The organism is Streptomyces sp. NPDC045899 (genome assembly GCF_056431485.1).
In genome coordinates this window covers 272434-285993 of record NZ_JBWKKP010000001.1, presented here as the reverse complement: position 1 = coordinate 285993, position 13560 = coordinate 272434, and the positions used below count along the sequence as shown (strand labels likewise).

Annotated in this window: 7 protein-coding genes; 2 read left to right on the top strand and 5 right to left on the bottom strand. The window is 73.2% G+C overall.

Going from position 1 to position 13560, the window contains the following annotated elements; translation table 11 throughout:
* Positions 1 to 151: 151 nt before the first annotated feature.
* The 3 genes from AC07FT_RS01260 to AC07FT_RS01250 are packed head-to-tail and all read right to left on the bottom strand — an operon-like array spanning position 152 to position 4841.
* On the bottom strand, positions 152 to 1456 hold the full coding sequence (locus tag AC07FT_RS01260) for an MFS transporter (protein WP_479172991.1): 1305 nt from the start codon (positions 1454 to 1456) through the stop codon (positions 152 to 154).
* The gene (locus AC07FT_RS01255; RefSeq protein ID WP_479172990.1) at positions 1453 to 3459 is read right to left on the bottom strand and encodes a PEP/pyruvate-binding domain-containing protein; all 2007 of its coding nucleotides are present in this window, start codon (positions 3457 to 3459) and stop codon (positions 1453 to 1455) included. The genes AC07FT_RS01260 and AC07FT_RS01255 overlap by 4 nt, the downstream gene beginning before the upstream one ends.
* Positions 3459 to 4841, bottom strand: a complete 1383-nt coding sequence (locus tag AC07FT_RS01250; protein WP_479172988.1) for an ATP-grasp domain-containing protein — start codon at positions 4839 to 4841, stop codon at positions 3459 to 3461. Before AC07FT_RS01250 ends, AC07FT_RS01255 begins: the two co-directional genes overlap by 1 nt.
* A gap of 354 nt (positions 4842 to 5195) precedes the next feature.
* On the opposite strand from AC07FT_RS01250, the gene AC07FT_RS01245 reads away from it, so the two are divergent.
* Both AC07FT_RS01245 and AC07FT_RS01240 read left to right on the top strand, forming a co-directional pair.
* Positions 5196 to 6482, top strand: a complete 1287-nt coding sequence (locus AC07FT_RS01245; protein WP_471195314.1) for a PAS domain-containing protein — start codon at positions 5196 to 5198, stop codon at positions 6480 to 6482.
* Between the two features lie 217 nt (positions 6483 to 6699).
* Positions 6700 to 8406 carry a sigma-70 family RNA polymerase sigma factor gene (locus AC07FT_RS01240; RefSeq protein ID WP_479172986.1) on the top strand — a complete coding sequence of 569 codons (1707 nt, stop codon included), beginning with the start codon at positions 6700 to 6702 and terminating at the stop codon, positions 8404 to 8406.
* Between the two features lie 2 nt (positions 8407 to 8408).
* Here AC07FT_RS01240 and fxsT read toward each other — a convergent pair whose 3' ends face one another.
* Entirely contained in the window at positions 8409 to 12476 is a 4068-nt protein-coding gene (gene fxsT / locus AC07FT_RS01235) for an FxSxx-COOH system tetratricopeptide repeat protein (protein WP_479172984.1), read from the bottom strand.
* Positions 12473 to 13522: an AAA family ATPase gene (locus tag AC07FT_RS01230; RefSeq protein WP_471195322.1), complete on the bottom strand. Its 1050-nt coding sequence runs from the start codon at positions 13520 to 13522 to the stop codon at positions 12473 to 12475. The genes fxsT and AC07FT_RS01230 overlap by 4 nt, the downstream gene beginning before the upstream one ends.
* Positions 13523 to 13560 lie beyond the last annotated feature (38 nt).

The window sequence follows — 13560 nt, the reverse complement described above, 5'->3', positions numbered from 1 at the left end:
CGATCTTTACCTAGATTTAACAACTCTCGGCCGTTTCCCTCCTCCTGAAGACGATCTGAGAGGGGTGGAGGTTGAGTGCGCGAGGTCATGACACGGCGCGGCCGCCCGGGAGGTCCCGGACGGCCGCGCCGTGTCGAAGAGTTGACCCGCATCACCTCGGTGGCGCGTGGCCGACGGTCTCCTGACGTTCCTCGCGCACGCTCCGCCGCGGCTCGGGGCGCCGCGGCCGTCCGAACACCACCGCCAGGTGCACGGCGAGCATCACCGCGCCGGTCACCGCGGCGCTGTGCCACAGCAGGGCGTCCATCCGGCCCGCCGAGAGGTACGCGCCCGCCGCCACCGCCACCAGCGCGCACACCGCGCGGTCGATGATGCTCTCCACCGACAGCAGGGTGGCCCGCGGAGCGCCGGGCGGCACCGCGTCGTTCACCAGCTTGCGCTGGATCGGATAGGCGAAACCGGTGACCGCCGAGAACAGACAGAGCAGCGCGATGGCGGCCATCGGCCCGCCGAGGGTGATCCCGGCCAGGGACACGGCCATCGCCAGGCTCAGTACGGACACCATCGTCAGCGGTTTGAGCTTGCGGCCCAGCCACTGCGGCCGGGCGGCGCCCACGGCCTCGGCCACCGTCACCGCCGCCAGCACACTGCCGTGCGAGGTCTCCGGGATGCCCTGGTCGATCAGGATCGGCTGGAACAGGTTCACCTGGCAGATCCGGGAGAGCGTGAAGACCGCCACGCCCTGCACCATCACCAGGGCCAGCCAGGGCGAGCGGCGTACGTGGCGCAGCGCGCCCCCGGCCTCCTTCCACACCCCCGACCGGCGTTCGCCGGTCCCGGCACCGGCCAGCCGGGGCAGCGCCATGACGCACACCAGGGACGCCGCGGCGCTGGCGGCGCTGAGCACGTACGGCGTGGGCCGGGACAGCGCCATCAGCGGTCCCACCAGCGGCCAGCACACCACCTTCGCGGCGAGGCCCAGGGCCCGCGCGGTCCCTTCGGCGCGCAGGTAGTGGTCGTCCGCGCCCTCCGCGTGCAGCGCGTCGTAGAGGTACGCGCTGGCCGCGCCCGAGGTGAGGGAGCGGCCGGCGGCGATGGCGAGGAAGTGCACCAGGAAACCGGTGTAGTCGGGGGAGAGGACCGGGGCCAGATTGGCCGCGGTCATCACCACCGCGCCCGCGCGCAGACAGTTGCGGGCGCCGATCCGGTCGGCGATCAGCCCGGTCGGGATCTCGAACAGGCAGAACGCGATGTAGTAGATGGACTGGATGCCGAAGATCTGGGCGTCCGAGAGCCCGGCCTCCCGCTGGTAGGCGTAGAAGACCGGCATCCACCACAGCAGGTTGAACAGCAGCTGGAAACCGTTGTTGAGCGCGATGACCCGGCGGGCCCCGGTGGTGAGCGGGGTCCGCCCCTCCGCCGGGGACCGGCGGAGGAACGGTATACGGCCCCTCACAGCGCGTACGGGCGGAGCTGGACCAGCCGGAAGCCGCCCTCGTCGGTCATCAGCCACTCGATGTCCAGCGGATCGTCCGGATCGTCCGAGAAGTGCGACTGGAGCAGCCGGCCGGTGAGCGCCAGGTCCGCCAGCTGCGCCCGCGCCGCCGCGGGCAGGTCCTCACCGGACGAGCCGAGGTCCACGGTGCGGCCCCCGCCCTCCACGGTGTTGTACAGGTACTGCAGCGGCAGCGCCGTCCCGTCCACCACGCTCTCGGGTGAGCCGGGGGTGCAGTTGATGTACACGTTGCGGAAGTCCTCGCGGCGGGTCGGGTTGCAGGTGACCAGCACCCCGCCCAGCTCGGCCGGGGTGTACTCCTGGACGATGACGCCCATGTAGGTGTCGTCCAGCGAGATGCCCGCCTCATGGCGCAGTCGTACGCTCCGCGGTGACAGCAGCGAGGCCCACACCTGCCGTACCGCGTCCAGGAGTTCATCCGTGCCGTGCACCGTCGTGATGGAGTCGTAGACCCCCGCGGCGGAGAACCCGGGCAGGTCCTCGGCGTTGGAGGAGGACCGCACCACCAGCCGCCTGCGGCACGCACTGTCCGGGAACGGGCCGGTGATCCGTGCCGCCACCTCATCCGGCACCGGGGTGCCGCGCACCAGCTGCTGGAGGCTCAGGCACAGCGGGTCCAGCACATCGGTGGCCCCCAGCTCCAGCGCCATCTTCAGCTTGCCGATGCCCTGCTGGAGGGCGGGCGAGGAGATCAGGAAGCGGTGCTGGAGGGCGAACGGCAGCGCCACGCCGTCCGGCGCGGTGACGGTGGCGGCCACGAACTCCGAGGCCGCCTGGCGCAGCGCCTCCGGATCGGGCGACGCGGTCAGCCGGGAGGCGAGATGGCCGTACAGGTCCTTCCGGGGCGGCCGGGAGCGGCCGTAGAAGGCGGTGAGATCGGCGGTGCGGCTGTCCAGCACATGGTGGAGCTCCCCGAGGTTGGCCGCCTTGGTGCCGTAGCGGTCGTGGTCCTCGCGGCGCAGCCGGCGCAGCTCCAGGACGGGTACGTCCTCCAGGAGCGGCGGCTCCAGCCGGATCCGCTGCTGGTGCCACGCGGGCTCCGCCAGTTCGGGGACCTCGTGCAGCCGGACCAGGCTCACCTCGTCGTCCCGGACCCGGTAGCGGACCCAGGACCCGTCCAGCCCCTCCGCCTCCACCAGCCGGGCCAGATCGCGCACGATGGCGTTGGGGATGCCCCAGCCGGAGGCCAGCACATTGGTGTGGGACAGCGGGGTGATGGGGGCGGCGTTGATGAATCCGGCCACCCTCGGGACGTCGTCCGGCAGACAGTCCATGGCCACGATGTCCGACCAGCCGAGCCCCGACGCGTGTGCGCGGTACTCCTCCAGCGAACGGAACCAGCGCAGCCGTCCGATGGCCTCACCGGTGTTCAGCGGGGTGCGCGGGCGGCTGACGAACAGCTCATGGCTGAGGATGCGCGGCAGCCGTACGTCGCTCACCGGGGCGAGCGCCGCCTCCTGGGCGTGGTTGGCGGGTTTCAGCAGCAGCGGCAGCCGCCCGTCCACCCGCTCCCGCACGAAGTCGTAGAACTCCTGGAGCAGCGGGCCGTCCATGGTGTCGGCCTCGGTGGTCTCCAGCACCAGGAACGGCCGCTCCCGGCCCTCGGCGTCCTCGTCGGCGTGCAGCGAGAGCACGCCGAGCAGGAACCGGCGGCCGGGGTCGGTGTACACCGAGGCGTTGAACGCGTCCAGCCGGGCGTCCAGTTCGTCGAGGTCCATCCCGAGGATGCGGGTGGCCACGTAGTTGACGTGGAACGGGTGGACGGCGGTGTCCAGCAGATGCCAGGTGTGCTCGGTGCGGTCGACCACCACCTTCAGATAGGGGTGCCCCGCCAGCACCCCGGAGAGTGTCCGGAACAGCGGGAGCGACAGGTTCTCACCGACCACGGTGGCATCGGTGCCGGGCGCGGCGGCCGGGCCGGAGAACGCGGTGATACCGGTCATCAGGGCCTCCCGGTGGCCGGGACGGGCGGAAGGACGGCGGGCAGGGCGTCGTTGAGTCTCTCGAAGTCCCGGATCACCGTGACCGGATCGTCGGCGACCAGCAGACACAGCGCCGCCATGGTGTTCGCGCCCGCCGCCGGGTCGTAGACCGGCACCGGGGTGCCGTCCGGCAGCGAGTGCTCGGTCACCTTCGTCAGCCGCGCCCCGGTGGATATCAGCTCCGAGCGCTGGACGGCGGAGAAGTCCCACAGCCGCCGGTCCGGCCACGGTGCGCCGGAGCCGTCCACGGCCAGCACCACCAGCGATCCGGCCGCGCCCTTGGCGTCCGCGGCGCCCAGCACCGAACCCGGCCCCGGATCCGGCCAGTCGACCTCTCGGCCGAGCAGCCGGTCGATCAGCATGCCGATGACGTCCACCCCGAAGACGTCCTCGATCTGCGGGACGGTCATCGCGCCGCCGAACCGGGCGGCGGTCTCGATGACCCACATCTCCCCGTCGGCGCCGAGCTTGATCTCGGTGTGGGTGCCGCAGGTGCGCAGACCGAGCGCCTCCACGGCGGCCGCCGCGAGCTCCACCACCTTCCGCTGGGCGTCCTCGGGGAGCAGCGCCGGGGTGATCGCGGCGCGCTCGGTGAACGGTTCGATGGTGGGCATCCGCCCGCTCAGGCACACCGGATGGTAGACACCGTCGGCCACCACGCCCTCGACACTGACGTAGTCACCCCATCCGGGCTCCTCGAACCAGTCCTCCGCCGTGCCCGTCACGATCTGCTCCACCAGGAAGTCCGCGTCGGCACCGGCCACATGGAGCTCGGCGTAGCCCTGACGGGCCGACTCCTCCATCACCTCGCGGGCCCGTGCCCAGGCGGGCGCGATGTCCTCCGGCCCGCGCAGGATCTGATGGGCGGTCGACCCGGCACTCCAGGCGGCCTTCATCAGCATCGGGTACGGGATCTCGGCGGCGGCCTCGTGCAGATCGCGCTCGGTGGCCACGGAGCGGAACCGCGGCTGGGACACCCCATGGGCGTCCCAGGTGCGGCGCATCATCCGCTTGTCGCGGGCCAGTACGCAGTGCGCACCGGCCCCGGCCAGGCCCAGCCGTTCACAGGCGTCGGCCACGGCCACCACGGCGTACTCGGACGGGGTGAACACCGCGTCGGCGCCGACGGCCTGTGCCTGAGCCGTGATCAGCGCCACGAGATCCTGGGACGCGGTGTCCGCGGGGGTGACCACCGAGGCGCAGAGCCGGGTGACCACATCGCGGGCGGAGGGCGGAAGGGGACTGAGCACGAGCAGATGCACTTCGGCCTTCGCGGCGACCCGGGACAGCGCGTATTCCAGCGGAGGCCCGCCCTTGGCGTAGACAAACAGCACCTTACTCACAGATAACGACTCCTCGGTTCAGAGTTTCTCGATGGCTCAGCGAAAGCCGACGGGCTGGCACATCCGCCGCGATCCGGGCTCATCAAGCGAACCAGCCGGGCACCACGCTTACCCACCGAACGGGGGGTGGGCGCTCAGGCAAATGCCTGAGTGTCACGAGTGGTTCACGGTGAGCGAGGGCCCTGGGTGTGGGTTTCGGCCCTTCTCGGCCCCTGGTGCGTTCCGGCCGGTTACGGTGCATGCACGCACCGTGCCTGGGCAAGCCTTGGCCATGCCTTCGGCGGTCGATGCCCGGAGGCCGGACCGGAAAGGCGGCTGGTGTCCGATATGGGCCTGAGTACGCTGTTGGAGCGCATGCCCGTGTCATGGTGGGAAGCCGATGAGGGGCTGCGCATCGTCAACTGCGGCGGGGGCGCGTTCCATGACCCCGGCACCGCGCAGCGGTTCGTCGACAGCCTTGGCGACGCGGACGGCGGTCCGGCGGGGGAGGCGGCCGCCGAGGACCGGGAGGCGGGTATCGACCGGCGTCAGGTCCGCTTCGGCGGGCGGCTGTTCGACGTCACCTCCTACCCCGGACGGCTGACCGGTGGCCGCCACGGCGGGACCAGCGGACTCGCGGTGGACATCAGCGCGCTGGACGCCGTACGACGCGATCACACCGCCTTCACCGACTTCGCGGACTACGCGCCCGCCGCCGCCTTCATCCGCGACGCCCACGGCCGCTACCTGTGGGCCAACCACGCCTACGCCCATCTGTACGGCACCACCGCGGAAGCCGTGATCGGCAGCAGTGTCACCGACTTCGACGCCCCCGAGGACGTGGCCACCTTCCAGACCCTGGACCGGCAGGTGCTCAGCTCCGGCCGGCCGGTGCGGCACACCATCAGCTACCACCGCCCCGACGGCAGCCCCGGACGCGCGGTCGGCCACCGCTTCCCGGTGGCCGAGGGCGGCCGGACCTGTGTGGCCGGGATCTACATCGACATCACCGACTACACCCTCGCCCTCAGCCAGCGGCGCGCCGCCGAGGAGGACCTCCAGGCGCTCAGCGAGCACAGCGGTCTGCCCTGTGCGCTGCTCTCCACCGGTGGCCGAATACGCCGGGTCAGCGCCTCGGCCGCGGAGTTGCTGCGGATGCACGTCCCCGATCTGCTCGGCCGTCCCGCCCACGGCTTCCTCGCCCCCCACGACGACCTGGCCGGACTGCGCCACGCCTGGCGGGACCTGGTGAACCGGCGCCGGCGCCGGGTGCAGACCTCCGCGGTCTTCCTCGACGCGCGCGGTGAGGAATGGCGGGCCCGGGTGCTGCTCACCGCCGTCAGCAGCGGTTCCCGGCGGGCCCGTGGGGTCTGGGCGGTGCTGCCCCACCACACGCTGCCGCACCGGCCGCTGCCACCGCTCACCGCCGCGCAGTTGCGCATCCTCACCCTGCTCTCCGCCGGACACGGCAACAACGAGATCGCCGCCTCGCTCCGGCTCTCCCGGCAGACCCTGGACTACCACCTCGGCCGGCTGCGGGAACTGCTGGAGGCGCCCACCCGGCTGGCCCTGGTCAGCCGGGCCTATGTGCTGGGCATCCTCGATCCGCAGGCATGGCCGCCACGCTCGGCGGTCGGCTTCCGCCCGGCCGGTCCCGGTTGAGCCCGGGTTGCCCCTGGTCGGGCGTGATGGAAACCGGTTGACCCCCTCAGGTCCGCACGGAACCCGGCCGGTTCTCACCGGAAGGGGCCCCGAGTGTGGGGTGGTTCACAGCGCCTCCACCCCATCTCCTGAATGAATTCCTGTTATCCGCTGTCCCGGCCCGGGTCTCCCCCAGTGCCAGGACGACGAGTCAAGCTCAGGAAGAGGGGCGCTGAGAGTGAGCAGCGAGGTCGGAGCAGAGGTCATCGAGGCCGCGCGGTCCGGTGACCCGGCGGCGCAGGATCAGCTCGTCAGCGCGTATCTGCCGCTGGTCTACAACGTCGTCGGCCGCGCCCTCAAGGGGCACGCCGACGTCGACGACGTGGTGCAGGACACCATGATCCGGGCCCTCGGCGGGCTCGGCGGCCTGCGCGACACCTCCGCCTGCCGCTCCTGGCTCGTGGCGATCGCGATGAACCAGGTACGCCGCCACTGGCGGGAGCGACAGGACGCGCCCGTCGGCGGTCTGGGGGAGGTGCACGAGATGCCCGGACCCGAGCCCGACTTCGCCGATCTGACGATCGTGCGGCTGGGTCTCGAAGGCCAGCGCAGGGAGGTCGCCGAGGCGACGCGCTGGCTCGACGACAGCGAGCAGGAGGTGCTGTCGCTGTGGTGGCTGGAGGCCGGGGGTGAACTGACCCGCGCCGAGGTGGCCGCCGCGCTCGACCTCTCACCGCAGCACACCGCCGTACGCGTACAGCGCACCAAGGACCAGCTGGAGACCGCGCGGGTGGTGGTCCGCGCCCTGTCCACCACCCCGCGCTGCCGTGAGCTGTGGCAGCTCACCGGCATCTGGGACGGCCGCCCGTCCGCGCTGTGGCGGAAGCGAATATCCCGCCATGCCCGCGGCTGCGCCGAGTGCTCCGGCCACTGGTCCGGACTGGTCCCGGCCGAGGGGCTGCTCGTCGGCCTCGGGCTGGTGCCGGTGGCCGGCGCTCTGGTGGGCTGGCGCGCGAGCACGGCCGCCGCCGCGCACCACCCCATGGACCCGGCCGGAGCGGCCACCCCCGGCGACGCCTGGACGCACACCGCGGACACCACGGTGCTCCCGACGGTGGACAGCGGCGCGGCACACGCCTCGGGCGGCGCCTACACCCCGGGCGGTGCGCATGCCGCGGGCGGCGGGGCGCGCGGCGCCCGGCACCGGGCCCGCAAACCGTCCCGGGCGGCCCGCGCCACCGGCGTCGCCGCGCTCGCGCTGGCGGTCGGAGGCTCGGCGCTGCTCTTCGATCTCCCGGGGGACAAGGGCCACAACGACGCCGGGTCCAGCCGGACCGCGCTGTCGGAGGAGGACGCCCCCGCCACCGACGAGCCCACCCCCGACCGCACCACGACCCGGCCCGCCAGCCGCAAGGAGAGCCCGACCCGGCACCCGGTCAAGAAGAAGCCCCGCGCCTCCGAGCCCACCGCGCGCCCCAGCACCAAGGCCCCCACCGCGAAGCCCACCCGCCCGGCCCCGACCACCGCGCCCCCGACGAAGGCCGACCCCCCTCCGAGTAACAGCAGCGCGTTCGCGCAGCAGGTCATGGAGCTGGTCAACATCGAGCGCGGCAAGGTCGGCTGCTCTCCGGTCCGGCTCAACGACCAGCTGAACTCCGCCGCCCAGGGCCACTCCGACGACATGGCCGCCCGCGGCTACTTCGACCACACCGCTCCCAACGGCTCCGACCCCGGTGACCGCATCACCGCCGCCGGATACCCGTGGCGCACCTACGGCGAGAACATCGCCAAGGGCCAGCAGACCCCGGCCGCGGTCATGGACTCCTGGATGAACAGCCCCGGCCACCGGCAGAACATCCTCAACTGCGACTTCACGGAGATGGGCATAGGCGTCAACCGCGGCGGCGGTGGGCCGACCTGGACCCAGGCGTTCGGCGACCGCTGAGGTCACTTCGTCCCGCGGCGTCCGCGCCGGGGGATCCGGGCCAGCAGTCGCTGCGCCTCGAACGGCCTGCCGGTGGCCGTGAGCACGGACGCGAGGGCCTCGGTGGTCAGCCGGGTGCGCGGATGACCGGAGCCCAGCAGCCGTGCGGAGCGGCTCCGGGTGTCCCGCAGCATGCTCTCGGCCGCCCGGTACTCGCCCAGTTCGCGCAGGACGATGCCGAGGTTGTGGCTCACGGGCAGTACGTCGGGATGGTCCTCGCCCAGGACGCGGACGAGGCCCGTGAACGCGTCCTCCAGAAGACCGCGCGCCCGGGTGTGCTCACCGACGCCCTTCAGCGTGACGCCGAGTCCGACGACGGTGCGCAGGGTGTCGGGGTGGGCTTCGCCGAGGACGCGGCGGCGGCGGTCCAGGACGTCCTGCTGGACCCGCAGCGCCTCCTGGCTCTCCCCGAGTGTGTGCAGCGCACTGCCCAGCGTGGCCGCGGCGCGCAGGGTGTCCGGGTGGTCCTCACCCAGGACCCGGCACCCCCTGAGCAGGGCGGCATCCGCGTGGCCGCGCATCTCGTGGAGTCTCCCCAGGGGGTGGAGGAGGATGGCGTGGGCGAGGGCCGCCCGGATGGTGTCGGGGTGGTCGGCGCCCAGGACACGGTGACAGCGGTTCGAGGTGTCCGCCTGGATCCGTTCGGCCTCTTCGTACTGACCGAGGCCGTGCAGCGCCACGCTCAGCCGGCCGGAGAGCCGGAGCGTGTCCCGGTGGTCCGTCCCCAGCACCCGTCGGCCCCGTGCCAGTTCCTCCTCGGCGATGTCCCGGGCGCGGGTGTACTCCCCGAGGGCGTACAGCGACTCGGCCAGGAGCGAGGCACAGCGCAGGGTGGCGGGGTCGTCCGGCCCGAACGCCTCGGCCCACGCGGTGTGGACGCCTGACACCAACGCCGCCGCGTCCCGGTGCGCACCGCTCTCCAGCAGGTACCGGGCCGACTCCAGCATCATCCGCCGGCCTTCGGGCCGCTGGGCGACCTGCAGCCCGGACGCGAGCAGATGGCGGGTGAGGGTCTTCCAGGCGGGCCAGCGGGCCGGGAGGCGCGGCTCGTCCGGACAGGCCGCGGCCAACAGGGACTCCAGCTCCGGTGTCCCGGGCACCGCGCCCTCTTCGTGCGCGCGGGCCGGAAGGATGGAGCGGGTGAGAGGGTCGATCTGGAAGGTGTGGCGGTCCAGGCGGACGAGTCCGAGGCGCGCCAGGGTCCGGAGGGACTCGTGTGACCACAGGCGCCCTTCCGGAAGGTCGGCCCAGGTCTCGGGGATCGGCTCGGGGCCGAGCCGGGCGAACGCCGTGAGCAGGCCCACCGCCTCGGGTTCCGCGTCCTCCAGGTGGTCGAGGGCGAGGTCCACCAGGAAGCTCCTGGCCACGTCGGAGTCGTCCTCGTCGCGCAGCAGGAGAGCGCCGAGGTAGTCGTCCGGGTCCACCCCCACGGAGAGATGGGCGACGGCCTGTTCGAGCACGGCCGGAAGGCCCCCCGTCGCCGCGGCCAGCGCTCCCGCCTGCTCGGTGGTCAGACCGGGATGCCGGCGGTGCAGATACGCCAGGGACTCCGCACGCGACAGCGCACCCACCTCGATGACCGGGGCGGTCTCCCGCCACGCGGGGTCGCGGGATGTCACGAGGACATGGCCGGGCCCCTCGGGCAGCCACTCCCGGACCGTCTCCGGACCCGCGGCCCCATCCAGGACGATCAGCCAGCGGTCGGAGGTGCGGAGCGCTTCCAGCCCGAGGCGCGCGTTGTCCAGGATGTCCTCGCCGGACCCCCGGGGGCGCAGCCGTCCGGCCAACTCGGCGTAGGAGAGCACCACATCGGCCTGGTCCCGGGCCGGGATCCACCACACCAGGTCATAGCGGCCGAGGTGGCGGTAGACGTACTCCAGGGCGATCTGCGACGTGCCCGTGCCCTCGGCACCGACGAGCGCCCTGACCGCGGGGCGGTCGCCGGAGAACAGCCCGTCCTGGACGCTGAGGAGGGTGCGGTCGCGGCCGATGAACGCCTCGTTGCGGGACGGTACCGACCACAGGCGCGGGCCGCCGCCGTCGGAGGGTCCGGGAGCCCCGCGCCTGCCGCGCCGCGCGGCGTCCTCGACCGCGCGGTACAGCACACGACGGGACTCGGACTCCCGCAGCCCGTACAGCTGCGCCGTGTTGAGCACCCGCAGGGTCCCGGGCACCTCCTCGTCCGGGTAGGGGGCGACCGCCAGCGGCAGCACCCGCAGGGACGGTGCGAGGACGGGAAGCCACTCGGTCAGGGCGTGTTCCAGGGAGCGGAAGTAGTGGGGGGAGAACAGCGCCACCATGACCGTGGCGTCGCGCAGGAACGCGGCGATCCGCTGCGGGAAGCTCTCGCCCGCCGCCATGTGCCAGGTGTCCAGCAGCACTTCGTGGCCGACGGCCTGGAGGTGGGCGGCGACCCACTCGGCCCAGGACCGGTCCGGAGCCGCGTAGCTGATGAACACCCGCTGCTGCCCCGCGTCTCCCGCGCCGTGCCCCAGCCGCTCCACGGCCCCCGGGGACGGCGTGGCGAACGTCTCGCCCGACGCCTCCGCCGTCGCCGCGGCTCCGGCGGCTCCCGTGAGCACGCCGGTGAAGGCGCGCGGGCTTCCGTAGCGCTTTTCCAGCCGGGCGGAGACCTGTTCGCGGACCAGCGCCCGCACCTCCCGTACGTCCCGGTCGCGCTGGGCGTAGCGGAGCGCGTCCGCGATCTCCGGGGGGAACGTGAAGTGGAGCGCTCCCGTACCGGAGCGCCGGAGGAGTCCGCCGAGCAGTACTTCGGCCAGGTCGCCGCGGGACGACCCCGGCAGCAGGGACCGCTGCACCAGCCGTGCCACCGGCACCGTGACCGTCGTGAGCGCGGAGAGGAGTCCGGCCAGGCGCCAGGACGCCGGGGAGGAGGAGCGGCGGAACCGCTGGATCGCCTCCGCGGGGGACAACGGCGCCGTCGGGTCCGGGGACCGTGCCGGGCGCACCGGCTGGGGGAGCGGCAGCGCGGCCGTGGAGATCCACCGTCCGCTGCCCGCGGTCAGCTCGGCCCAGGCACGCAGCGGTCCGGGCTCCAGCTCCAGCACCGGCACGGCGAGCGGGGGATGGGCGCCCGGGGCGTGGCGCAGACCCGGGAACACCGCGTTCCACCGGCCGTTGGGCATCCCCGGCTCGGGGAGGTGCAGCAGGGCCGGCCGCGGAACGACGGCGCCCCGGCGCCAGAGCGCGGCGGGGAGCAGATGGGCCACGGCGACCTGGGTGCGCCGGGACCACTCCAGCAGCAGACGGCTGGCCGCCCCGGTGCGCCAGACGGCCCCCACCATGTCGCTGAGCACGAGGATGAGTTGGCGCCCTCCCGGAGCGGCCACCTCGCGGGGGTGGCGCGCCCCGGGGGTGGCGGAGGGGGAGAGACGCAGTTCGGCGGCCGAGCCGTCGTCGCGGGGGGCCAGGTGCCAGCGGCGGATGTCGCGGAACGCGCCGAGCCGGGTCAGGCCCTCCTGGATCTCACGGACCTCGTCGTGCCACAGGGCCATCGACGGGCTGGTGTCCACGACCAGGGCGAGGCTCAGCCAGCGGGCCGGTTCTGGCCGCACCACCGGCACCAGGATGTTCTCGTCGGCCAGCCGGGTGACCGTGGCCTCCTCGTCCAGTTCGAAGGCGGTGTCGGAGGGGACCTTGCGGGTCAGGGCCTTGAGCGACCGGGCCAGTGCCAGGGCCTGCGGCAGGGCGGCCTCGGCGGGTACCGGGACGGGCGGGCCCGTCTCCGCGCCCGTCCGGTCCCGGGCGGCCCGCCCGTAGGCGCGCAGGCCCGGGCGTCTCCCACGGACCGTGTCCCCGGGGGACCCGGCCACCGAATCCGCCCGGTGGCCCTCGGCCACCGGCTGCCCGTCGTCCGCCGCGCCGGGTGCGACCGGGACGGTCTCACCCGGTTCCGGGCCGGTCCCGGGCGGCAGCACCTCGCGGGCCAGCCACAGGATGTCCGCCAGCTCGTCGGGGCCCGGGTCGGCCACCCCGCCTTCCCGGAGCAGTTCGACGAGGTGGGAGATCATGTGGCGTCGGGTCCGCTCAGGGTGTGCATGGTGGCGTCGGTGAGACGGCCCAGTTCCTCCGGAGCGGTCCAGGCCCCGGCCAGCCGCAGCTGGATGGCGTTGAGGAGCTGGTCGGTCGCCAGGGATCCGGTGGCCCGGCGCCTGAGGAAGGCGGAGATGACACCGTCCTCGCCGTCGGCGGCCTCGGCCGCCTCCCGGCCGATGCGCTGTTCGATGATGGACAGCAGCTTCTCCCGGCTGGGGTCGGCGATGGTGAGCCGGATACAGCGGCGCAGGAAGGCGGGCGGGAACTCGCGTTCGCCGTTGCTGGTCAGGACGACGATCGGGAAGGCGCGGCAGGCGACCCGGCCCCGGGCGATCCGGGCCCGGCCGTTCTCGTCGTCGGTGCCGACGGTGATCGTGGGGCTGTGCTCGGCGAGCCGGGCCAGCTCGGGGATGTCGAACCGGCCCTCGTCCAGGACGGTGAGCAGATCTCCGGGGAGGTCGAGATCGCCCTTGTCGATCTCGTCGATCAGCAGCACCCGGGGGCGTCCGGTGGGGATGAACGCCGTACCGAGCGGGCCGAGCTGGAGGTACTTCCCGATGACGTCGGTCCCCGGGGCCTCCTCCGGGGCGGCGGCGCCGCCGGTCCCCGGATCCTCCAGCCGCCGCAGATTGGCGTCCTCCAGCCGCCGGATCGCGTCGTACCGGTACAGCCCGTCGCGGAGGGTCGTCCTGCTGGTGACGGACCATCGCAGCACCGGACCGAGCCCCAGGTCCTCGGCGATGCTGTACGCCAATGTCGACTTGCCGACTCCCGGAACCCCGGTGACGAGGAGCGGACGGCGCAGATAGAGCGCCGAGTTGACGAGTTCGGTCTCGTGCTCGTCGGCGATGTAACCGGCGCCGCGCACCCGGTCGGCCCGGTAGCGGTCCAGATCGAGCGACGGCACCGCGTACCCCTCGTCGATCTCGCCGTCGTAGTGGCGCCAGGGCGGCTGGTGGGCGGCGAGCCGGGCCAGCCGGTCGGTGGACCGGTCGCCCTTGTAGATCCACCAGTCCTTCATCGAAGCCTCCGCTCCGGCTCCCCCGGGGCGGGGCGGCC

Coding starts and splice junctions, on each gene's coding strand:
- AC07FT_RS01255 (WP_479172990.1), bottom strand. CDS start 3,459: ATGACCGGTATCACCGCGTTCTCCGGCCCGGCCGCCGCGCCCGGCACC.
- AC07FT_RS01245 (WP_471195314.1), top strand. CDS start 5,196: ATGCCCGTGTCATGGTGGGAAGCCGATGAGGGGCTGCGCATCGTCAAC.
- fxsT (WP_479172984.1), bottom strand. CDS start 12,476: ATGATCTCCCACCTCGTCGAACTGCTCCGGGAAGGCGGGGTGGCCGAC.
- AC07FT_RS01230 (WP_471195322.1), bottom strand. CDS start 13,522: ATGAAGGACTGGTGGATCTACAAGGGCGACCGGTCCACCGACCGGCTG.